This is a genomic window from Stutzerimonas stutzeri (assembly GCF_038561965.1).
Classification (GTDB): Bacteria; Pseudomonadota; Gammaproteobacteria; order Pseudomonadales; family Pseudomonadaceae; genus Stutzerimonas; species Stutzerimonas stutzeri_AA.
In genome coordinates, this window is the sequence record NZ_CP139348.1 from 2867634 (window position 1) to 2890776 (window position 23143).

The window sequence follows — 23143 nt, forward strand, 5'->3', positions numbered from 1 at the left end:
TCACTCCTCAATACTTAGCGCGCGCAGCCTTTCGACGACTCGCCGTGAATTTTGATCATCTTGGTAATTAAAAAAGAATCTCTTGCAGGTACGGTAGGCTTCGGACGGCACCTGATTAGCATCGACCAACTCTTTCTGCAACTCCACCAGAAAGGTGTCGAAATCAGTCACTACCGGACCAGGAAAAACCAGATCCATGTCATACAACAAACCATTCTGGTTGCTTTTATAGTGAGCCAGATCATAGGCAAAACTAATAACCGGCTTATCCACGTAAAGCGCATCAACATACAATGATGAATAATCGGTCACTACCAAGTCAGCCTCACGCAATACCGGGGCTATTTCACTAACAACCGCATGCCCCAAGTCAATAATCAGTTCTCCGTCGGCATAATATTCAAGATTAAATAACTGATCACCCTTGCGGAAGTAGTGCATCCGGAAACCTAAAACGGCGTCGTTTCTGCGTAATAAATCCTTGAGCCGCGCCACTTGCTCTTCGTTAAACTGGTAACACCCAGCCCCGCTAAAATCAGCTTCCCGGAAAGTCGGTGCATAGACCACCAGACGTCTTTTCTTCTTAAGCTTACGGATATATTCAACTTCACGACGAAGAAAACGCGGAAGCGCCTGTTCAGGCATAAGGAGAAAATCATTACGCGGCAACCCAGTGACCCAGACCCTTTCATAATCAATAGGATGAAATATGGCCGCCATCGCATAACTATCAATATCGGAGGAAGCGATAAGGCCTTTATAGAAGCGCCGCTCTTTACGGCGAAAGGCGACCCTATCCGCACGCCGACGCTGTTCGCGATTAGCCAGAGCGAAAAGCCGTTTTAATGGTATGCCATGCCAAAGATTGACCAGCACGCGCCGCGTCAAGCTCGGCCGCACCACGCTAAAGGAACCATCTGCCCAGCGCCATGACATATCTAGGGCTACCGCGTTGGACAGCAAGTAGACTCCACACCGCGCCAGCTCAGCCAGGCCTCGCAGGCTCTGCACATCGATCACCTCGGTATTGCAGGCGTCGTCAAGATGCAGATCTGCCGCTTGGTCACGAGTGAACACTCGCTTGTGAATGCTTGGGTCGCCCTTCACCGCCTCAAACATGGCCCGCGAGTTTTCAACCAACTGGCTTGGCTTAAGCGGGTGGACGAAGAAGGCCCAGTGATTGGCTCGCTTTATTGTCAGCCGGTCATAAAGCCACCACAGCGGCAGGATCAGCAAGGCAGCCAGCCACCTGCGCCGGATCGGCGCCTCCCACCGCTTCATGGAAACAACAGCTCCAACGCGTCCACATCGAACACCGGAATCCCACGGTTAAGCGCCACATCCAGACGCTCAGGGAAATGGTTGTCAATGAAGATAGCGGCGCCCTCGACTACGGAGGACTTCAACTCACCCGATCGCAGATGGATAATCTCATCAAATAAAGATTCGGCGATTCGCGCCTCGGCCAGAGCAGTCTCAAGGCTGCCTTCATGGCGGGTGAGCAGAACCAGACGCTTGCCCATCTCCAGCACCCGGTAGGCAAAGCGCATGGCCTGAGGGTTAGCGCACCCGCCGCAGACAAGCGTGTCGTCGAAGTCCATGTAAACCGTGTCGAAGGCATATGCCAGCTCGGCATGGCTAGCGAGGCAGCGCTCGACCAGTACAACTCGGGGCTCGTCCAGCACTTTCAGATTACGTGCCATGAAATCTTGCACAGCCATCAGCGGCAGGTTTACGCCAGCCACTCGTTGAACCACAGAACTGCTGGACAGGCGGCAACTGACCTCGAGAAGTTTATAACCACCCTGCTCGTCACGCTTGAGCTGAAAGAACCAAGGACCACGAAATTTCAGGCGACCATGAATCGCTTTGGCGATCCGCCCCACCTCTTGAGTCACGGGAATGCGCCGCGAGCGCATGGCAATACCGCCTACCACCCGCTCTCGGCTACGTGGGCCGATATACAGCAACTGCCCGCGCCAGTCACTGAAGCAGTCCACCGTCAGCTCCTCGCCCGGCAGGTACTCGCAGATCAGCGGCTGATCCAGAGTAGTCAGCGCCACCTCGGCGGCCACACGATCCGTGACCAGCGTCACGCCCTGCCCTCCCTGGCGCTGGTCTGGCTTGAGTAGAACAGGCCAATGCTCCACCTCATCCAGTCCCGCAAACAGCCTGGGAAGCCAGTCTTCCCCAGCGAGCAGTGCGTAGGTAGCCGCCTTGCTACGAGCAATCTGTGTGCTTTGCGGGTCGCCGTTAACTAGATGGACACGCCATGCCGCCATTCGCGGCGCCAGATAGGCCAAAACGCTATCGTGAGTGGCGAACACTAGCTGAATATCCCAGCCCGCCAACAGCTCCGCGAAACGCTCATCAAAATCCTCATCGGCGATATTCGGCAGCTCGATGTAGCGCTCGAACGCCAGGCGACCATGATCGTCGCGACTGGACGCGCCGTGCAGATTGACGTGGATCGAACGAGCGAGCGCACGCTGAATCTCCAAGCCCACTTCACTACCGCAAGGAAATACCAGCACGTTGATGCGCTTCATGCTGCCTCCACCAAGTCGAAATCCAGCAGCATCTCGTACACCTGCTCACGCGAGTTGTGCATCAGGACGTCAATAATGGACAGCCCAGGCACAAATGTTCCCACGCCCTGGTTGTATGCAGCAAAACGGTTGCTCACAAAGCGCAAGCGCACACCCTGCGCGGCAAAGTGCCGACTGTTATACAGTTCCTGCCCGCCCGCCGCGTTGTGATACGTGTCAGCGCCAAAGTGTTGGCACAGTTCGAGTATCCGTTGCTCGCCAATCGCCGCAGTGCGCGGAATTGTTGAAGCAAACTGAGTGGAAAACGGCAGCTGAAGATACTCGAATACCGCGCATACCGACGCCGCACTCTTGCGTGCAACATTGCGTTCCGGTGCAAGGCAGACGGCCTCGACCAGGGCAAACACCTCGGTAAAAAAAGGCGCTCGGCTGTAAGCGTGGCGCAACTGCTCTAGAAAAGTATCGAACACACCGGTGAAATAGTGCTCGTCGATCCTGCGGTTCTGGCTGACCCGCTCCACCGCGATGCTAAAGGTAAACGGATGACCGCTCAGCAGAATGCGATTGCGGTTGATATAGCCCTTTTTGATAAAGGCCACATCGTCGAGGAACACAAAATGGTCGACACTCCCGGCCAACTGAAAATAGCCGAGGTAAGGAAACAAATAAGGCTGCATTACCGCGATGATCACTGTAGCCCCGCTGAAATAATGAGCTGGCAGATGATGTCCACTTCCTCGTCCGCCAGATCCGGATAAATCGGCAGGCAGATGACCTTACCGGCGATGGCGCGAGCCACCGGCAGGTTGGCGGGCTCCGCAGAGAGCAGACCGCGATACATCGGAAAATCACTGATGAGCGGGTAAAAATAGCGACGCGCTAAGATGTCGCGCTCGCGCAGGCGCTCATAAAGCTCGTCTCGCGCCAAGGGAAACTGCGCCTCAACCAGGATGGGAAAATAAGCGTGGTTGCTGTTGTCAATCAGACCCTCGAAGCAGCTTATGCCCGCTACCCCGACCAATCGCTCGCGGTAATAGCGGTCAATCTGCTTACGACGCGCCAATGCCTGGTCGATGTAGCGCAACTGCAGCAACCCGAAGGCAGCGTTGACTTCACTCATTTTACCGTTGATGCCTGGCGCGATTACGGTTGTCTCGTTGACGAACCCGAAATTTTTCAGGTGCCCGATGCGTCGGTAAGTCTTCGCGTCCGGGCAAATAATTGCCCCGCCCTCGAAAGTGTTGAACACCTTAGTGGCATGAAAGCTGAGCACGCTTAGATCGCCATGGCGAAGAATACTGCCGCCCTCGTCGCGCACGCCGAAAGCATGAGCCGCGTCGTAGATAACCCGCAGATTATAGGTGTCCGCAATACGCTCGATAGCCGCCACGTTGCAGGGCCGTCCGTAGCAGTGCACCGGCATGATTGCAGTGGTTGAAGGGGTAATGGCAGCCTCTATCTTTTCCGGGTCGAGGTTGAGAGAAATCGGATCGATGTCTACAAACACTGGCTTGACGCCGTTCCATAACAGTGAATGAGCAGTAGCGACGAAGGAATACGGCGTGGTTATGACCTCACCGGTTACACGCAACGCTTGCAAAGCGGTAACCAGCGCAAGGGTGCCGTTAGCGAACAACGCTAGGTGCTCAACCCCTAGGTACTCGCATAGTGCTTGCTCTAATTGCTGGTGCATGGCTCCCCCGTTGGTGAGCATGCGGCTTTCCCAGATATCCTCGAGATATGGGATGAACTCATCCAACGGGGGCAGTAGGGGGCTGGTGACGGTGATTGGCTTTTTAATTTTCTATCCCCTGTCGTAATGATGAAGTAGAGGTGTTTTTCCCTGTCCGATACACCACGTGCTAGATAGTTCTGTAAGCGACCGCTTTTAAATTCGAAAACCCTGCCATCACCCCACCACTCACAATGCACATCAGAGCCATCTGTTCAATACACGCGATACTTAACGTACCCACAAAAAATGGCGTTGGATTTATTCACGCAAATGCATACCATAAAGGCCTAGCTTATACCCTTGGAGATCTCATTGACTATCCTTTCCGAAGGCATCTCCCCAGAAAAATAAGGGATAATTTCTTTGATTAGAAAGTCATTGTGAATCGCCGGCATTGTATTATCCGAAACAATCAAGCGCTCCACAAACGCTATGACATCCTCAAAACAATAGCCAATTTCACACGCTTTCAACGCAGCAGTGCCAAATTCAGAATAATATTCGCCCTGATTATTTTCAGACAGCAAGTACATGACTGGCTTTTCGGCATATAGAAATTCAGCCAAAAACGAACCTGAATCGTGAATCATCGCATCGGACGAAAGAAACAAATCGGTATATTCACCTTCATCCAGCTGCGTGTGCGATTCATTTTCCCAATAATTATAATATGCGTCTGTTTTCTCTCGCCCCCAACAAGCATGCCTGTACAATTTTGCTTTTAACAAAGGATGAGGCTTGAAACTCCAAACGACTTTCTCCTTCATCGACTCTGACAAATCCCGGAATGCATCCGCATACTTCAGAAAATTTGAGTACGGCAAAAATACATCAACGATCGTATGATGCGGAGCCCAGATGATTCGGCGACGATCGTCTTTGGATTTCCAAACATTCAGGTATTGGCCTTTTGCTTTCTTTTCTATCAGAGCTTCCATCGCAGGATAGCCTGAGACAACGACATTCTGTCCTTTCGCTACCGCCACATCCACATATGTTCTTAATGAATACTCGTGCGGCACGAATATTCTCCAAAGGGCATTGTGAAAATTCTGATTATATTGTGCAGCATCGCCCCCGTAACGGCAAACTTCATGGTGATACGGAACATAACAACTCAAATAATTCAGATAAGCATCTTGATAATACTCTCTTCGAGTTAAATTATGCGGATTGGTAAAAAAAACTATATCTGGCACCAACTCATCCAGGCGCAGCCAGCGATCCTCAGATTTTTTATATGCAGAAATAAATGGGTAGCCTTTTTCATCAAAAAAAGCGCAACACTGCCGTAAATCGTCCCACATCCGCTCATCCCCATAAGACACAAAAGGGCAGACAAGAACTACAGGATCAAACAAGGGGTCGGCTAGCATCTTATTGAATACTGAGTCCACCTTCCACACGCTATGATGAATAGCTAGGAATACAACCTTTATACGACCTTTTCCCTTAATTTTTTTCAATAAAGACTTATGCTTCTCCCTCTGACTAACAACCAGACAGCCTTTTAATCTTCTCGCAAAAGAGTCTAATACGCTTATCCCATAAAAATAAACTTTACTATGATAAGCCAAATCCAGAGCAGACAGGGCATTACCATTCAAAAGTAAAATGACACCATGCTCTTCAAGTATTTCTCTGGGATAACCTTCCTTGCTATTAACCGCTACCAATTCAACCCCAGGGCACTGGAATCCATCAGCAAGTATCGCCCCATGAACAACCACGGTCACATGAAGGCTTATACCTCTCCCAGAGAATAGAGCCTGCTTCTTATTTGCCCTACTACATATAACCGTTAATTCATCCATGGATGAAATAACGGGATAGACACAAACGCGGCTATCGCCCTCTATTTGCGCCAATACCGACCGACCATTCCAGGCAAGACTTAATGGGAATATAATGTTCGCCGCATCGCACCCCTGCTCTAACAAGTTATTTTCAAATAATCTACTGAGCCTATTTGAGGCGATTAAAAACTGAGAACAATTTAACTGATCAGCAGTCAGGTCAGACCTCTTAATAACTGGAACGCCTAGGTAGCTTTCCATAGTCGGCTGATCTTCAACAAAACCTTTAAGCATGCTTTGCGCATCTAAATACTCAACCTGCCTTTTGTATGAGATCCCCATAATCCCTGCCCCATAAATATACAAAGGCCTAGTGAAATCGATTTCAGGAAGAGGGAAAATCATAGTACTAATCTCTACAGGTTAGGCAGAAGGACATCACACTTCTAATTTACGACGGCTATTCTTTTAGAACTAAGCAGCTTCACGAAAATCACCCACGATCACCCACGATCGCAGACGCGGGGACTCTGACTATTTTTCTACCGTCAATATTAGCCTGCTCCATTAATAATTTCTTTATTTTAAAGAAATAGCCACTAGCCACAAGCACACAATCAACCTCGCTGATAATTGGCTCAAGGTGCTTTAAATCGATGACCTTCAAACCAAAAAAACTTTTCCCGCTGAGATCTGAATCAGTATTACATGCGTACAAGACATTAAATCCGTCACCAAGCCAAGCCAAGGTATTCTTAGCTCCTAACGCGGTTCCAAAAATCACAGCATTTAAGGGAGGAGCATAATCCATTCGATCATCCCATAGCTCTTTATTCCTCACCAAAAATCTATGCCTACGCAACATATTTTTGCGTATCAAAGTAACAAGCTCAAAGTCAATTTGAACTTTCCCAGCGCGCACACCTATTAAATAGTCGTACCATTGCTGCGTTACTATCTGGTGCGTCACAAAACAATTAAAGTACTCTTCTGCCAAGCTACCATTCTTATCTAGAAAAAAAGACAGGAAAGGTGACTTAATATTCATAGGATGAAGAGCTTTTATCACTTGGGAAGTCCATCCATTCTCATGCTTTCGATACCCCACAAGTATCTCAGGAAAATAATGCACTCCGTCAGCCAACAATGCGCGAAAGTACATAAGATGATCTTCACAATCAGGATATGTCACCGGAGTACCGAACGCTTTGTAAGTATCTATTCGGTACGCAACGGCAGCACCTAAAAAATGTATTGCAAAATGATATTTATGATACTCAATCATGCTATACATGTTATTAGCATGGATAGAATAGTCCTGATTATTATATTGAAAGGTTGTCAATCCAGTAACAATAGCTCCCTTCTCATCTAACTCCTCTAGCCCGTGCGCTACCAAAGATGGTTTGCCAGCCTTCAACCACTCTTGCACAATTCTAGAAACTCTATTCGGCTTTGATATATCATCACCAGCGCACATGACGACAAGTTCGCCGTCTACAAGATTTTCCATCAGGTACGCAAAATGACGGCCAATACCTAAATTGACCGGATTCTGATTCACTACTACATCGCAACTTCCCGTATAGCTATCCAGCAACTCCCTAACAACACTAACTGTATTATCACTGGAAGCATCGTCGGACACGACAATTTTCAAGTTAGGATAATCCTGATCCAAACAAGAATTAAATGCCTGCTCTATATATTTTTCTTGGTTGTAACATATTAGAGCAACCGTAACCTTCGGAAGGTTAACCACATCAACAGTCCCACAATGCATTTTTTATGCCCCTGCAATGCATATCTAAAAAAATATCTTCACAACTATTAATTCCGAAAAAAAGCGCTTACAGCTGTTTTCTACGGATAATCGAACTAACTGACTTTTAGAGTTTGCCTATAATGTTTTACTTGGCCGCCTGAAGAATCAGCGCCTGCTTAATGGCTGACGAAGATATGCCTTGGGTTCTATCAAGATAAACGACCTGACAGACATCTGAGAGGTAGTCAAACTTTCCGGCCCAGTCACAGCCCATTACAAATACATCGACAGCATGCTCCGCTATATCTCTTTCCTTTTGTTCCCAAGAGCACTCTGGTATCACCAGATCAACAAACTTTATCGCACTTATGATTTCCCGGCGTTCTTCATAAGGCACCAGTGCCCGCTTACCTTTCAAAGCGTTGAACTCATCAGTCGATACCGCCACGACTACCTGCTCACCCAGTTCACGCATACGCTCGAGCAAACGTAAATGGCCAACATGGAACATATCAAACGTTCCATAAGTGATCACTGTTTTCACCTTCGCCCTCTTCGTTTGCCTGTCACGGAATTCTAAAATTTTTTATACAGGACCTTATTAAGGCTTGGCAATAATGCCTGCCTCCGGCGCTAGGTCTTCGCCAGCATTTTACGAACGCCTACGACTTTCCGTGGCAGATATAATTATTTTCTCGAATACTTTAGTCGAGATCGAGCCAGCATAATTCCCGACTCTATCAGGATGATACATCTCACCTCTGAGCGAATAGATATTCTCTCTACTGAGGTAATTATCAATATGAGCATCTAGCTGAAAGCTGTTTAACACACTTTGAACACGGCGCAACAAATCCTTTTCGGGACAGGCAACATTATTTTCTAAATAATGATCGATAAGAGCAGGCAATGTAAAACTACACGCCAATCCATGTGGAACACCATAATGGATAGTCAATGGATAGGACATCGAATGCGCAATCGCCGTACGCGTTTGGCTGATTGCCAGCCCCGCCAGTAGGCTAGCAACCTGCATATTGCCACGAGCTTTTAGATCAAGGGGATTTTCCAACACGTGCGGCAGAGAGTTAACAGCCAACTCCAGTGCCTGCAGCGCCAAACCCCTACTTATGGGATTGCTATTAATATTCCATATAGATTCGATGGCATGCGAAATTGCATCGAGCCCAGTATATAATGTCTCTATTTCCGGCAAACTGAGTGTTAACTCTGGATCCAATATTGCTCTATCTGGAATAACCATCTCTCCGACGATGGAATGTTTTTTGTGTTGAGTTCTATCCCAGACAGTAGCAAAAGGGGTAACTTCTGCGCCAGTCCCCGAAGTTGTAGGTACGGCTATTAAAGGTACTTTTTTATTCCAAAGGTGCGGCTGCTTTTCACGCAAAACCTGAATCAGAGGGCTAGGCAGATCACTAGGAAGCGACACAGAAAGCACCTTAGCCGCATCCAGTACACTTCCCCCTCCAATAGCTAAAATCCCTTGAATACCCTGAGCACGATAATAGCTTGTTACTTTCTCTAAATCGTCAAGCTCCGGATTCGGAGTGACCTTATCATATATAACTAGGTTTATGCTCGGCAAAAGCTTCTGAACTTTGTGAGTCATGCCGCGGCAAGTAAACCCATTAGTTGTGACTAACAACCAAGTCCCGGAACCTAACCACTGCGGTACTTGCTTTAAGCTACCCGGCCCGGCATTCAGCTTAACGGGATTATGGAAAAACCAGTTACTCACAACCCAGCCGCCTGCATAAAGGCCCGTTTGTTTTCTTGTGGAGTGCTGGTAGGGCGCCCCAGATCATCACGCGAACCGATGGCGATCTTTATTTCAAAAAGCACCGGACCAGGCTGATTTTGAATGGCCCGCCAAGCCGCAGTTATACCAACAGCATCACTAGCGGCCTTATAATCCTTATAGCCACTTGCAAATGCTATACTTTTGAAATCGGTCTTACCCCCTACCGTCGGCTGTCCTCCGACAGACTCATGGGCGGCATTATTTAATAGCACATGAACTAAGTTTCTAGGCGCCAGATCACCAATGATAGGAAGTGCCCCCATATGCATAAGCACGGATCCATCACCGTCAATACAGACTATCTGCTTGTCCGGATTACCTAGCGCAGCTCCTAAAGCGATGGAGGCCGTGTGCCCCATAGCCCCAACTGATAGAAAATCACGTTGAGCTTCGCCGTGTTCGACACGCAGCTCAAATAACTCACGCGATGTCTTTCCCGTAGTACTTATTACTAAAGCGTCACCGATTAGGCTTAAAAGACAGCGCAAAGCGTCTTCACGTTTCATCTGTGAAATGGATTCTGGCTTGCGCTGACTTTCGTATTTTATGAAGGTACCGTTGCGCACGAGTATTGCTATAGGCGCGCCTGCTGCCTTAAGCTTTTGCATCGCGCTTTTCAGCGTTATATCTAAGTCAGTGTATTGGTCCAAGATCCAATACGGAATGCCGAGAACATCCAGCTGCTGCGGAGTAATTTCTCCCTGTTTAACATGCTGCGGTTCGTCTTTCACGCCCGGCTCGCCGCGCCAACCAATAATTAAAACCAGCGGGATTCTATAGACCTGAGAATCAGCAATCGAAACCAAGGGATTGATTGCATTCCCCAGTCCAGAGTTCTGCATATAAACCGCAGCAAGCTTGCCGCTAGTCAGATGATACCCAGCGGCTATAGCTACTGCATTGCCTTCGTTAGCGGTAATGACATGCTCACCAACTTGAGCATGATCTTCGATATAGGCACAAAAGTCTTTAAGCAAAGAGTCTGGCACTCCCGCGAAAAGGCTCACATCGAATTCTTTTAGCTTTCTATAAAAATCCCGCGAATCAATCATGGAGTATGCCCTTATTTTGTCCCTGGTATCAGTTCCAAAATTTCTTTTATCGGCAACATTTTTTCGTCACATTCTTTAGAGCGCTGGTGAAGCAAAATTGATTTTGCTGTTTCCAGCATAGCGGGATAGGCACTGCGCAGAAGCTGATTTGCATAGATAACGATATTGACCCCTCTTTCCTGTAATTCAGCCTCGAACACACGATTATAGCTGGAGGGTACAACTACCAATGGCTTACGGTTTTCAAACGTCCTGTATTGATCACAAAACTCGAATATCTCCGCCGGATCTTCTTTCCGACTATGTATCATTATGCCGTCAGCGCCAGCATCCAAATACGCCATTGCTCTTGAAATCGCATCATCCATGCCTCGATCAAGAATCAGGCTTTCGATCCTGGCTATGATCATAAAATCGTCAGTGGCTTGGGCCTTTTTACCAATTCTTATTTTCGCAGAAAAATTTTCAATAGTATCTTGCGCCTGAGCAACTTCATTGCCAAAAAGCGAGTTCTTCTTCAGACCCGTCTTATCTTCAATGATTGCAGCAGAAACCCCCAGACGCTCAAGCGTACGCACGGTAAACTCAAAATGCTCGGGCTGCCCACCAGTATCAGCATCGTAAATTATTGGCTTGGTCGTAACTTCCAGCACTTCATTTAGAGTATTCATGCGTGCTGATACGTCAACCGCCTCAATGTCAGGCTTACCCTTAGCAGTAGAGTCAGTTAATGAACTTCCCCACATGCCGTCGAACTCGCGTAAACCTTCAGGGGTAGAGACCTTTGTGTTCTCGATTATCAATCCACTCAACGCGTTATGGATATCAAGAAAACGTAACAACGGTTTGACTTGTAACATTCGGCGCAAGGACTTTAAGCGCAAATCAGGGGTTGTGCCAATTTCCCGAAGCGCCCTATTCAATTGTGTAGACGAAATGCCCGCAGTATAAGGGACTTCGACTAATTCTCCACCCCATTCAGCCAAAGCATCAATAACCCGTTGGCGGGTCTCGCGTTGAACTCCTTCACGCCAGTCATCACCATGTACTACATAGTCGGGCTTAAGTGCACGCAGGTTTGGCACATAGTCCAGGGTGGTTTGCGGAACCACACGCGAAACATTTTTAATATTCTCAATAACTAAGCGCCGCTGTTCAAATTCCATGAACGGGATGCGCTTGTAACTGGCTATGGCCGCATCTGTTAAAAGACCGACAACTACTTCGCCATACTCGGCAGCTTTTTTAAGGATGTTAAGATGGCCAGGATGAACAAGATCGGCACTCATGCCAACGTAAACCACTTTATTTGCAGCCATTATGATCTCGATATCTAATACGCTAAACTTAAGCTATCTACCCAATTTAACAAAGCGACAGGCATCTCGTTACGTATAAACAGCTTCTAAACTGTAAGCGTATCTTGCACTCACTCAGTCTTAGCGCGTACTACGCCTAACTTCAAGATTGCACCCAGCATCATCCATGCATCGAACCATTACCTACTGCCTGCGAGAACTCTTGATAATTCCGATAGTAATCCTCTTCGGTGTAATGAGACGATGCCAGCACCATGCAGACCGAGCCGCTAGAAAAGTTATCCATTTCCCGCCAGATCATAGGCGGTATGTAAAGACCATAGTAGGATCGATTCAGGTGGTACTTGAACTTTGTACGCCCATCGTCAAGTGTAATATCGAAACTACCGGACATGGCGATCAACAACTGGTGCAGTTCTTTATGTGCATGACCGCCGCGATAGGATCCGCCTGGCACATCGTAGAGGTAGTAGACTCGTTTAATATCGAAGGGTATATGTTCTCCGCCTTCGACAAAGGTCAGATTGCCCCGCGGGTCTTCTATCTTCGGCAGATCGACAATTTTGCAATGCTGTAGTGACACGCCAATACTCCTATATCTATTTTTTGTTAATTCGCCATGAAACTATTACAGGCGTTGATTACTTTATTAATCTCCGGCACCGACAATCCAGGATAGATCGGAAGACTAAGAACCTGTGCGCTGAGCATTTCGGTAACTGGCAGAGATAATTCTCTCAACTCACTGTATGCCGCCTGCCGGTGAATCGGCGTGGGATAGTGAATTAGAGTCTGTATTTCGGCTTTAAGCAGATGTTTCTGCAGGGCGTTCCTGGACTCGCTGCGAACAACGTACTGATGCCAAGCATGAACTTCATCCCTGCCGGGGACCTCGGGCAGATACACGACGCGCTGATCTAGGCCTTGGGCATAGCGCAATGCGATCTCGTGGCGCGCCTGATTGTCTGCGTCCAGATGCCTGAGCTTTATACGTAGAAAAGCGGCTTGCAACTCGTCCAGCCGAGAATTGCACCCCTTGCGATCATGCTGATATTTGATTGGGGAACCATAGCTCTGTAATGAGCGAATGATGGTCGCCAGTTCCGTATCGTTCGTCGTTACCATGCCCCCATCGCCGAGTGCACCCAGCGGCTTACCTGGAAACATACTGAAACCCGCTGCTAGGCCCCAAGCACCCGCGCGGCGAGCCCCAAGCCGCGCGCCGTGCGCCTGCGCAGCATCCTCCAGCAACAACAAGTCGTGACGCTTGGCAATGTCGGCGAGTGTCGCCATGTCAGCCAAGCGTCCATAGAGATGTACTGCAAGAATTACCCTAGTGCGCGCGCCGATTGCCGCTTCAACGGCTCGCGGATCGACATTGAGACTCGAAAACTCCGGTTCGACCAATCGTACATTCAGGCCACAAGCGCTGACCGCTAAAGCGCTGGCGATGAAGGTGTTACCCGGCACGAGAACTTCATCGCCTGGCTGTAGGCGACCTGCCTCTAACAAGGCACGGAGAATCAGCACCAGAGCGTCCAGCCCGTTGCCGACCCCAATTGCATGGGCAACACCACAATAGCCAGCAAATTCAGCCTCGAATGCACGGCATTCGTCGCCTTGGATATACCATCCGCTAGCGACAACTCTTTGCAATGCGGCAGCGAACTCGTCCTCGAAGCGCTTGTTAAGCATCCGGAGGTCTAGAAACGGAATCATGACCACTCCTCTGCTTCACCCAGCCTGCGGACGACTCGTGCCGGATTGCCTACCACCAATGACCTGGGCGGAACGTCGTGAGTAACTACCGCTCCTGCTCCTACCAGAGCTCCATGACCAATAGTCAATCCAGGTAGAACTACCGCTCCTGCACCAATTGAGGCACCAGGCTCTATTACGGTGATGGCAAAAGAATCGGGGTACCCACGTGATCGCGGATACTGATCGTTGGTGAAGGAAACATTCGGACCAATAAATACGTCGTCAGCAACACGCAATCCGTCCCACAATTGCACGCCGTTTTTTATGGTTACTCGGTCACCAACTAGCACATCATTCTCGATAAAACAGTGTGAGCACACATTACAGTTAGCACCAACACGAGCCCCCGGCAAGATCACGACAAATTGCCATATGCGCGTATTCTCACCTATAGAACTCGACTGAACGTCCGCCAATGGATGAATCATTCTCATATGTAATGCGCCGTTTTCATTTTTTCACACTACCCCACCGTGATATAGAACTTGTCGTCGAAGTTACTCATCCTCGTATTTGGGAGATGCAGTATGCTTCACCCCCTCGGGCGCAGAGCCATACGTTAGTTCCAAACTTGCATCCGTTGGGGACCATATCTACGCACCTGCCGAATGCTTACCGGTGACAATGCTAGCGATCGAGCTTTCTTGCTTGCTGATCGACAAAATATTGCCACTGCTAACGTAGCAGCAAAATTCTGGCCAGAACGCACAAAATCTGTTCAAGACGTGCTCACCCCTCACGGCAGGAGGTGATTATGCAGATAAGTCAGATTAGCCCTTTGAGGCTAACCGGGTCGGAAAACGAATAAATCGTTGCGGCTGCTAGCAACGAATACCGCTCACCCTAATGCCGGATCAGACAACGGCCTATCCCTGTTCAAGCTGCACCAGCCGCTCTAAGAACGCCTGTTCATCAAACACGCTTAAACCTAGCTCAATGGCCCTAGCGAGCTTCGATCCGGCACCCGGGCCTGCTACCACGCAAGTCGTCTTAGCAGAAACGGAACCGGCAACCTTGGCGCCAAGCGCTTCCAAGCGCGCTTTGCCTTCGTCACGACTCATCGCCTCGAGCGAGCCGGTCAGCACCCAGGTCTGGCCAGCCAGCGGCAAGCCTTCGGTTATTTTCCGCTCGCTGTCCCAGTGCATGCCGAACTCTCGCAACTGGGCTTCGATGACACGGGCGCGCTCGGCATTGCCAGGTTTGTCAAAATAGTCGCGCAGAGACCGGGCGGCCTTTTCAGTGAGGCGTTCGACCTGGCGCAGGTCGAGCCAGTCGGCAGAGATGATCGCCTCCAAGCTACCGAAACGCTCTGCTAGGCGCTGGGCGCCGGTGCGGGCAATGTAGGGGATATTCAGCCGGTCCAGCAGATCGGCAAGCGTTGCGCAGGCGGCGAATTCGGGGTGCACGTCACCCTCCTCCTGCGGTTCGACGCCGCGCTCGCGCAGCAGGGCGATCACGCTACGGTTGTGTTCGTCATCGAAGAAGGTGTGAATCTCGTGCGCAACCTCGAGCCCCACATCGGGCAGGTAGACAAGCACATCAGGCAGCGCACGGCCAATGCGCTCCAGCGAACCCAATGCCCGTGCCAGCAGCTTGGCGGTTTCCTCGCCAACATCCGGTATGCCCAGCGCGTAGACGAATCGAGCAAGGCTTGGTTTGCGGCTGGCATCAATGGCATTGAGTAGATTGCGAGTGGATATCTCCGCAAAACCTTCCAGCTCGATGACCTGCTCGTGGGTAAGGCAATATAGATCCGCCGGAGAATTGACCAGCCCTTTATCGACCAGTTGCTCGACGATCTTGTCGCCCAGGCCATCGATATCCATGGCACGCCGTGAGACGAAGTGAATAATCGCCTGCTTGAGCTGAGCCTGACAGGCAAGACGGCCGACGCAGCGGTAGATCGAGCCTTCGCTGACCGACTCTCTTCCCTTGCTACGCTTGATCAGCTGGGTGCGCTCCACCGCTGAACCGCAGACTGGGCAATGATCGGGCACGTCCACAGCACGCGCGTCAGCCGGGCGGCGATCAGCAATCACACCGAGGATTTGTGGAATCACGTCACCGGCGCGGCGGACGATCACGGTATCGCCGATCATCACACCCAGGCGGGCCACTTCATCCATGTTGTGTAGCGTTGCGTTGGATACCGTAACCCCAGCAACCTGCACCGGTTTCAACCGTGCGACAGGGGTGATCGCGCCAGTGCGACCAACCTGGAACTCGACGTCGAGCAGTTCGGTGATTTCCTCCCGTGCGGGAAACTTGTGGGCGATGGCCCAGCGCGGCTCGCGCGCCCGGAAGCCCAGTTCGCGCTGCTGCGCCACCGAATTGACCTTGAACACCACGCCGTCGATTTCATAGGGCAGCGCATCGCGTTTTGCACCGATGGCATCGTAGTAGGCGCGGCATTCAGCAACACCCTTGGCCAACTTCAGTTCGCGGCTGATGGGCAAGCCCCAGCCTTTCAGCGCGTTGAGGATGCCAATATGGGTATCCGGCAATTCGCCGTCGCTACGGCCCACGCCATAGGCGCACAGCTCCAGTGGACGGCTGGCGGTGATCTTCGAATCCAGTTGGCGCAGACTGCCGGCCGCGGCGTTACGTGGGTTGGCGAAGGGCTTGCCGCCATTCTCCAGCTGCCGTGCGTTAAGCGCCTCGAAGCCTGCCTTGGGCATATAGATTTCCCCACGCACCTCAAGCACCGCGGGCCAGCCGCTACCATGCAGCTTCAGAGGAATATTCCGCACGGTACGCACGTTGGTGCTGATGTCCTCGCCCGTGCTGCCGTCGCCGCGGGTGGCACCGCGCACCAGATGACCGCTCTCATAGAGCAGACTGACCGCCAAACCGTCGAGCTTGGGTTCGCAGCTGTACTCGACTACCGCAGCCTCGCCGAACAGGTCGCCAGCCGGAAGATCCAAAGCCTCCCGTACACGACGATCGAAGTCCAGCAGGTCCTTTTCCTCGAAGGCGTTACCCAGGCTCAGCATCGGCATTTCATGGCGCACCTGGCCGAACGCCGCAAGCGCTGCGCCGCCGACACGCTGAGTTGGCGACTCGGGCGTCACCAATTCTGGATGCTCTGCCTCCAATACCTTCAGCTCATTGAACAGCCGATCGTACTCAGCGTCTGGCACGCTGGGCTCGTCGAGAACGTAGTAGCGGTAGTTGTGGGCATCGATTTCGCTGCGCAGTTCGGCGATGCGCTCGGCAGCGGTTTGGGCGGAAGGCATAGGACAGAGCCATGGCTGGGGCTGTACTGATTCAGACCGGATCAGTGCCCTTTGGTTGATATGAAGACGTCGGATTTTAGCCAATTAAGAGCGCGAAGAAAGGTTTGCGGATTTTGCTATTCGAAGGAATTGCGAGACGGCGCTGAGGGTGGGCTTCAGCCCACCCTCAGCGCACATTTCGAGAGGGCATCGGCTGTGCGGTGTGGCACTTTACGAGGAGGCGTCGGTGGGCTGAAGCCCACCCTACGGCATTGCGACGCTAATGAGTCAACGGGGACTGGGCTACGACTCAGCGCTGTTTGACGGTCATCTGCCGGCGCTCGAATTCGACGATGCGCTGGCGGTAGTGCTCGATGGTCTGGGCGGTCAGCACGCTGCGCTGGTCATCCTTCAACTCGCCATTGAGCTCCTGGGACAGCTTGCGCGCGGCGGCGACCATGACGTCGAAGGCCTGCTTGGGATGACGAGGGCCAGGCAAACCAAGGAAAAAGCTCACGGCAGGCGTGGTGAAGTGATCGATATCGTCCAGATCGAAGGTGCCGGGCTTGACCGCATTGGCCATGGAGAACAGCACCTCGCCGTTGCCGGCCATGCTTTCGTGCCGATGGAAGATGTCCATCTCACCGAAACGCAGACCGCTTTCGAGAATGTTCTGCAGCAGCGCGGGACCACGGAAACCCACAGGGTCGCGGCAGATGACGTTAATGACGAGCACCTCCTCGACAGGTGCCAGCTCCTTCTGCGGCTGATCTTTCTCGTCTTGATCGTCACCCACTACAGGATCGAGCAGCGTCGGTACGGGCTCGTCTGCGTTCAGCTGAAGATCGCCTTGGAACGGCTCGTCCTGCCGACGCTTTTTGCCCGACTCGCGAGCATTCATAGGCGGCATGTCGCCTTCATCGAAGGAGGGATCATGATCCCGATTCACCACACGTGCCGGACCGAGCACCTCGGGGGAATCTTCGGCATCGGGAAGGTTGGAGAGGCTACGGTCCAGCTTGAACTTCAGCTTGCCCTTGCCACCGCGCATGCGCCGCCACCCGTCGAACAATATGCCGCCGATGACAATGATGCCGATGACGATCAGCCACTCGCGCAGACCGATATCCATTAATGCTTTAACCTCTGAATTCGATGATAAAGACGCTACGAACGACCACTCGGTGGCCGCTTCAAGCGCATCGCAAAAATTGTGCTCTAAGCTAGCACGACGAACGGTAACTTTGCACCGTGCGGTAGTTCTCTTTTTATGGCCTTCCTTGTATCAAAAACGCTCAAAGACGCGGCTTAATCCTCAGGTTTCAACGAGTGCGACCGCTTGCTCGACGTCGACTGTTACCAGCCGCGAGCATCCCGGTTCATGCATGGTCACTCCCATCAGCTGATCGGCCATTTCCATGGCGATCTTGTTGTGGGTGATGTAAATGAACTGCACTTTCTCCGACATCTCCTTCACCAGCCGCGCATAACGACCGACGTTTGCATCATCCAATGGCGCATCGACTTCATCGAGCATGCAGAACGGCGCCGGGTTGAGCTGGAAGATGGCAAATACCAGCGCCAGCGCGGTCAATGCCTTTTCACCGCCCGAAAGCAGGTGAATGGTGCTGTTCTTCTTTCCGGGCGGCCGCGCCATGATCGCCACCCCGGTATCGAGTAAATCTTCCCCGGTAAGTTCCAGATAAGCGTTGCCGCCGCCGAAGACTTTGGGGAAAAGCGCCTGCAGGCCACTGTTGATCTGGTCGAAGGTTTCCTTGAAGCGATTGCGGGTTTCGCGGTCGATTTTGCGGATGACGTTTTCCAGCGTATCCAGCGCCTCTACGAGGTCGTCGTTCTGCGCATCGAGATAGCGTTTGCGCTCCGATTGCTGCTGGTATTCGTCGATCGCGGCGAGGTTGATCGGTCCAAGACGCTGAATGCGCTGGGCGAGCCGCTCCAGCTCGGCTTCCCAACCCTGCTCGCTGGCATCGGCAGCGAGTGTGCCCAGTACGCCGTGCAAGTCGTAACCGTCTTCCTGCAGTTGGTCTTGCAGTGCCTTGCGCCTGACGCTCAGCCCTTGCCAGTCCAGCCGCTGCTGCTCCAACTGACCGCGCAGTAACTGCGCCTGCTGCTCGGCCTGCGTGCGTCGTTTCTCCGCGTCGCGCAGCTCACGGTCGGCATCTTCCAGTGCCAGACGTGCATGCTTGAGTTCGTCTTCGACGCCCATGCGGCGCTCCAGCAGCTCCTCGAGCTTCATGCGCAGCTCTTCCAGCGGCGCCTCGCCCTCCTCCAGGTTCAGCGTAAGCTGCTCGCGGCGCTCGACGGCCCGCTCAAACTGCTGCTCGAGGCGCTCAAGCGCCTGGCGCGTGGAATCGTGTTGTGCCTTTAGCGAACCGACCCGTAGCGCCAGTTGGTGCGCATGATCCTTGTGCTGGCGTGCGTCCTGGCGGATGTGGTCCAGGCGCTCGCGAATGCTGTCACGACTACCCAGCAGCGTCTCGCGCTGCTCGGCGTCCTGCGCCATTGCGTCCAATGCGTCCTGCAGCTGCAAACGCGCCTCGCCCAACTGCTCGGTCTCGATCTCGCGCCGTTCCTGCTGTTCGGTGAACTCTTCTGCCAGACGTTGGCGACGCAGCTCAAGTTGCTCCAGCCGCGCTTGCCCAGCAGACAGTTGTGCCTTGAGATCACTGTGTATGCGCGCTTCTTCCTGCTGGCGTCGGCGCTGTTGCTCGCGCTCGTCTTCGAGACGGGATTGATCCGCGCGTAACGCGGAAACGCGCTCATCGAGCGCCGCCAGGGCTGCCTCACGTTCGTCGCGCTCCGCCAGCAGGTGCTCCAGTTCCTGACCGCGCGCAAGCACGCCAGACTCGGCCTCACTGGCGCGGCGGACCCGTAAAAAATGCCGGCCGACCCAATAGCCATCACGACTTATCACGCTCTCGTCTTCACCGAGCGTTGCGCGTGCGGCCAGTGCCTGATCCAGCGACTCGACAGGGCGTACACGGGCCAGCCAGGGCGAAAGATCCAACTCTGACTCGACCAGATCGAGCAAGCTGCCAGGGTGACGCACATCGCCTTTATGCAAGCTCGCCAGGTGTAGATCACCCTGTTCGAAGCCACCAAGATCGATTGTCGCGAACTCATCCAGCAGCACAGCGTGAAGATCGGAACCCAACACGGTTTCCACCGCCAGCTCCCAGCCGGGCTCGACCCGCAGCCCCTCGGCAAGGCGCGGGCGCTGTTCCAAACCCTGCTCACGCAGCCATTCAGCGACTCCCTTGCCCGGGTCCATGGCAGCCTGCTGCAACGCTTCAAGCGACGCGATACGCCCGTTCAGGCGCTGCAACTCGCCCTGCATCTGCTGCTGCGTTTGGGACGTCTGCTGCAGCTCTTCGCGCAATTGTTCAAGACGTTCATTGAGGGTTTCGCCGGCTGCGGCAAGCACCTCGATATCAAGCTCACTGGCGGCAAGCTGCTCGACGAGTTCCGTGATCGCTACATCTTCGGGATCAGCCGCCAGCAATGCGCGCTCATCATCCAGGCGACGCTGGCGTTCGGCGAGGCGTTCCAGACTTTGCTCCAGCTGCTGAATACGCGACTGCTGGACTTCGGCAGCGCGGCGCGGCTCGGCGCTGTGCAAGTTGAAACGTTCCCACTGTTCCTGCCAGGCCTGCATGGCCACTTCTGCTTCTTCCAGCTGTGCGGCAGACTCCTCGGCGGCGGCGCTGGATAGCTCCTGCTCAGGCTCGAGCATGGCCATCTCCTCACCCAGCGTGGCCAGCAGCGTGCGGTCGTGGCCGAGGTGCGACTCGGTTTCCAGGCGCGCCTGTTCGGCCTCACGCAGATCGTCCTGCAGCTGGCGCAAGCGCTGCTGCCCGTGTTGGATACTCTGCTCGACACGAGCAATGTCGCCACCAACGGAATAGAAACGGCCCTGAACCAGGTTGAAGCGCTCAGACAGCTCATGGTGACCGTCACGCAACCGCTCGATGCTCGCGTCGGCGCTCCGCTGCTCGGCCACCAACGCCTCGAAAGCCACTTCCTGATCGCCGATTACCTGCTCGCGCTGGCCGACCTGCTCGTTCAAGGCCTGCCAACGCAGCGCCGAAAGCTGCGCCTTGAGCTGACGTTCTTCAGCTTTGTATTCCTGATACTTCTCTGCCGACTGCGCCTGGCGATGCAACCGCTCGAGCTGGCGCTCCAACTCTTCGCGCAGGTCGGTCAGGCGCGCCAGATTTTCGTGGGTACGTCGGATGCGGTTCTCGGTTTCGCGCCGGCGCTCCTTGTACTTGGAAATACCGGCGGCTTCTTCAATGAAATTGCGCAGATCCTCGGGCTTGGCCTCGATCAGCTTGGAAATCATCCCCTGCTCGATGATCGAGTAGCTGCGCGGCCCGAGTCCGGTGCCGAGGAAGATATCGGTGATGTCGCGGCGCCGGCACTTCACACCGTTGAGGAAATAGGTGTTCTGCGAATCGCGGGTCACGCGGCGGCGGATGGAGATCTCGGCGAAGGCTGCGTACTCGCCCGTCAGCGTGCCGTCGGAATTGTCGAAGATCAGCTCGATGCTGGCCTGGGTCACCGGCTTGCGTGTGTTCGAGCCGTTGAAGATGACGTCGGTCATCGACTCGCCGCGCAGGTTCTTCGCCGAGCTTTCGCCCATCACCCAGCGCACGGCGTCGATGATGTTGGATTTGCCGCAGCCGTTCGGGCCGACCACGGCCGCCATGTTGCTTGGGAAGCTGACCGTAGTGGGATCGACGAAGGATTTGAAGCCGGCGAGTTTGATGCTCTTCAGTCGCATGCAGCCAATCCTTGGCGGTCAGCGTGGGAACGAACAAGCGGAGTCGCCGTGAACATCGGTAATCCTGGCATCGAATGAGTGCTGGCAAGAAGCCAGGGAGTTTATCACGCAGCCTGGCCCTGCTCGCAGCGCGGCGGCGCACATAACCGCAGCGACGCAGCAAGCAAAGGCGACCCGATGGAGATGGAACTGAAGAGACGTTCTATCGAGGCATGACGGCGCGGCGCCTCTAACCGCCCGTCATGCTCATGAAACGCACCACCTGAACCTGTTCGTCGGTGCGGAAATGGTGCTTTTCAGGCTTGAGCTGCAGCGCACTCACCAGGGCATTGCGCAGGCGTTCGCTATCGCCCGGATGACGCCGCATGAGGCTCTTCAGGTCGAGTGCACCCTCATGCCCCAGGCAAAGCACCAGCTTGCCCTCGGCGGTAACACGGACACGGTTGCAGCTGCCGCAGAAGTTGTTGCTGTGCGGCGAGATGAAGCCGACCTGCGTTTCGCTACCCGCCACCTGCCAGTAACGCGACGGGCCACCCGTAGCGTGACTGCTGCGTACCAGCGTGTGCCGCGCCTCGATCCGTTCGCGGACCTCGTCGCTGGAGCAGAAGGTGATCTGCCGCTGATGACTGGACACGCTACCCAGCGGCATCTCTTCGATGAAGCTGATGTCCAGGCCGCGCTCGATGGCGAAATCGACCAGATCGAGAATCTCGTCGTCGTTGCGGCCCTTCTGCACCACGCTGTTGAGCTTGATCCGTTTGAAGCCCGCACGACGTGCAGCCTCAATGCCTTCGAGCACCTGGTCCAGCCGGTCGCGCCGAGTCAGTTCAGCAAAACGATCCCGCTTGAGCGAATCGAGGCTGATGTTGAGGCGTTTCACACCCGCAGCACGCAGCGCTGGCGCCAGGCTCGGCAGCTGCGAGCCGTTGGTGGTGATGGCCAGGTCTTCGAGTTCGCTGCGCGCGCCCAGTTGCGCCAACAGGCCGGTCACGCCCTTACGCACCAGCGGCTCGCCGCCAGTCACGCGAATGCGTTTAACGCCGAGACTGATGAACGCATCGGCTACGGCATAGAGTTCCTCAAGGGTAAGTATCTGCGCTCGAGGCGCGAAAACCATGTCCTCGCTCATGCAGTAGGTGCAGCGAAAATCACAGCGGTCGGTTACCGACAATCTCAGGTAGGTAATGCGCCGGCCGAATGGGTCGACCAACTGGGAATCGGGCATTGCACTCTCCAACTGCTGGCTGCGCCTGTGTTCAGACTATGCGCTAACTACGATTCAGGCAAAGCGACGTTACCAACGGCATGCCGTTCTGCACCAGGCC

Annotated in this window: 17 protein-coding genes; all 17 read right to left on the reverse strand. The window is 53.2% G+C overall.

What is annotated here, in order from left to right:
- Nucleotides 1-1281 carry a CDP-glycerol glycerophosphotransferase family protein gene (locus SM130_RS12895; protein ID WP_102825649.1) on the reverse strand — a complete coding sequence of 427 codons (1281 nt, stop codon included), beginning with the start codon at nt 1279-1281 and terminating at the stop codon, nt 1-3.
- Complete coding sequence (locus SM130_RS12900) at nt 1278-2549, reverse strand: ATP-grasp domain-containing protein (RefSeq protein ID WP_102825648.1); 1272 nt, start codon at nt 2547-2549, stop codon at nt 1278-1280. Before SM130_RS12900 ends, SM130_RS12895 begins: the two co-directional genes overlap by 4 nt.
- Nucleotides 2546-3241: a WbqC family protein gene (locus SM130_RS12905; protein WP_102825647.1), complete on the reverse strand. Its 696-nt coding sequence runs from the start codon at nt 3239-3241 to the stop codon at nt 2546-2548. The genes SM130_RS12900 and SM130_RS12905 overlap by 4 nt, the downstream gene beginning before the upstream one ends.
- Entirely contained in the window at nt 3238-4350 is a 1113-nt protein-coding gene (locus SM130_RS12910) for a DegT/DnrJ/EryC1/StrS family aminotransferase (RefSeq protein WP_102825646.1), read from the reverse strand. The genes SM130_RS12905 and SM130_RS12910 overlap by 4 nt, the downstream gene beginning before the upstream one ends.
- A gap of 221 nt (nt 4351-4571) precedes the next feature.
- Nucleotides 4572-6485, reverse strand: a complete 1914-nt coding sequence (locus SM130_RS12915; protein ID WP_102825645.1) for a CDP-glycerol glycerophosphotransferase family protein — start codon at nt 6483-6485, stop codon at nt 4572-4574.
- 88 nt (nt 6486-6573) lie between these two features.
- A complete protein-coding gene (locus tag SM130_RS12920) occupies nt 6574-7863 on the reverse strand; it encodes a glycosyltransferase (protein ID WP_102825644.1) in 1290 nt (429 codons plus the stop codon).
- A gap of 127 nt (nt 7864-7990) precedes the next feature.
- The gene (locus SM130_RS12925) at nt 7991-8389 is read right to left on the reverse strand and encodes an adenylyltransferase/cytidyltransferase family protein (RefSeq protein ID WP_102825643.1); all 399 of its coding nucleotides are present in this window, start codon (nt 8387-8389) and stop codon (nt 7991-7993) included.
- Between the two features lie 108 nt (nt 8390-8497).
- Nucleotides 8498-9604: a phosphonoacetaldehyde reductase gene (locus SM130_RS12930; RefSeq protein ID WP_102825642.1), complete on the reverse strand. Its 1107-nt coding sequence runs from the start codon at nt 9602-9604 to the stop codon at nt 8498-8500.
- Entirely contained in the window at nt 9601-10719 is a 1119-nt protein-coding gene (gene aepY, locus SM130_RS12935; protein WP_102825641.1) for a phosphonopyruvate decarboxylase, read from the reverse strand. The genes SM130_RS12930 and aepY overlap by 4 nt, the downstream gene beginning before the upstream one ends.
- An 11-nt stretch (nt 10720-10730) precedes the next feature.
- Nucleotides 10731-12038, reverse strand: a complete 1308-nt coding sequence (aepX, locus tag SM130_RS12940; RefSeq protein ID WP_102825640.1) for a phosphoenolpyruvate mutase — start codon at nt 12036-12038, stop codon at nt 10731-10733.
- A gap of 160 nt (nt 12039-12198) precedes the next feature.
- Entirely contained in the window at nt 12199-12621 is a 423-nt protein-coding gene (locus SM130_RS12945) for a sugar 3,4-ketoisomerase (RefSeq protein WP_102825639.1), read from the reverse strand.
- Nucleotides 12622-12647: 26 nt separating this feature from the next.
- On the reverse strand, nt 12648-13757 hold the full coding sequence (locus SM130_RS12950; RefSeq protein ID WP_102825638.1) for a DegT/DnrJ/EryC1/StrS family aminotransferase: 1110 nt from the start codon (nt 13755-13757) through the stop codon (nt 12648-12650).
- Complete coding sequence (locus SM130_RS12955; RefSeq protein ID WP_102825637.1) at nt 13754-14233, reverse strand: acyltransferase; 480 nt, start codon at nt 14231-14233, stop codon at nt 13754-13756. The genes SM130_RS12950 and SM130_RS12955 overlap by 4 nt, the downstream gene beginning before the upstream one ends.
- Before the next feature lie 432 nt (nt 14234-14665).
- Nucleotides 14666-17035, reverse strand: a complete 2370-nt coding sequence (gene ligA / locus SM130_RS12960) for an NAD-dependent DNA ligase LigA (protein WP_102825636.1) — start codon at nt 17033-17035, stop codon at nt 14666-14668.
- 289 nt (nt 17036-17324) lie between these two features.
- The gene (gene zipA, locus SM130_RS12965; RefSeq protein WP_102825635.1) at nt 17325-18146 is read right to left on the reverse strand and encodes a cell division protein ZipA; all 822 of its coding nucleotides are present in this window, start codon (nt 18144-18146) and stop codon (nt 17325-17327) included.
- 183 nt (nt 18147-18329) lie between these two features.
- Nucleotides 18330-21818, reverse strand: coding sequence for a chromosome segregation protein SMC (smc, locus tag SM130_RS12970; protein WP_102825634.1), 3489 nt, complete (start codon nt 21816-21818; stop codon nt 18330-18332).
- A 229-nt stretch (nt 21819-22047) separates the two neighbouring features.
- Nucleotides 22048-23043 (reverse strand): GTP 3',8-cyclase MoaA, encoded by a 996-nt coding sequence (moaA, locus tag SM130_RS12975; RefSeq protein WP_102825633.1) that lies wholly within the window; start codon nt 23041-23043, stop codon nt 22048-22050.
- Between the last annotated feature and the right edge of the window lie 100 nt (nt 23044-23143).

What these genes read in the sequence shown, in the direction of transcription:
- SM130_RS12895 (WP_102825649.1), bottom strand. Translation starts at nt 1,281, where the DNA reads ATGAAGCGGTGGGAGGCGCCGATCCGGCGCAGGTGGCTGGCTGCCTTG.
- SM130_RS12955 (WP_102825637.1), bottom strand. Translation starts at nt 14,233, where the DNA reads ATGAGAATGATTCATCCATTGGCGGACGTTCAGTCGAGTTCTATAGGT.
- ligA (WP_102825636.1), bottom strand. Translation starts at nt 17,035, where the DNA reads ATGCCTTCCGCCCAAACCGCTGCCGAGCGCATCGCCGAACTGCGCAGC.
- aepX (WP_102825640.1), bottom strand. Translation starts at nt 12,038, where the DNA reads ATGGCTGCAAATAAAGTGGTTTACGTTGGCATGAGTGCCGATCTTGTT.
- SM130_RS12900 (WP_102825648.1), bottom strand. Translation starts at nt 2,549, where the DNA reads ATGAAGCGCATCAACGTGCTGGTATTTCCTTGCGGTAGTGAAGTGGGC.
- smc (WP_102825634.1), bottom strand. Translation starts at nt 21,818, where the DNA reads ATGCGACTGAAGAGCATCAAACTCGCCGGCTTCAAATCCTTCGTCGAT.
- moaA (WP_102825633.1), bottom strand. Translation starts at nt 23,043, where the DNA reads ATGCCCGATTCCCAGTTGGTCGACCCATTCGGCCGGCGCATTACCTAC.
- SM130_RS12950 (WP_102825638.1), bottom strand. Translation starts at nt 13,757, where the DNA reads ATGATTCCGTTTCTAGACCTCCGGATGCTTAACAAGCGCTTCGAGGAC.
- aepY (WP_102825641.1), bottom strand. Translation starts at nt 10,719, where the DNA reads ATGATTGATTCGCGGGATTTTTATAGAAAGCTAAAAGAATTCGATGTG.
- zipA (WP_102825635.1), bottom strand. Translation starts at nt 18,146, where the DNA reads ATGGATATCGGTCTGCGCGAGTGGCTGATCGTCATCGGCATCATTGTC.
- SM130_RS12915 (WP_102825645.1), bottom strand. Translation starts at nt 6,485, where the DNA reads ATGATTTTCCCTCTTCCTGAAATCGATTTCACTAGGCCTTTGTATATT.
- SM130_RS12920 (WP_102825644.1), bottom strand. Translation starts at nt 7,863, where the DNA reads ATGCATTGTGGGACTGTTGATGTGGTTAACCTTCCGAAGGTTACGGTT.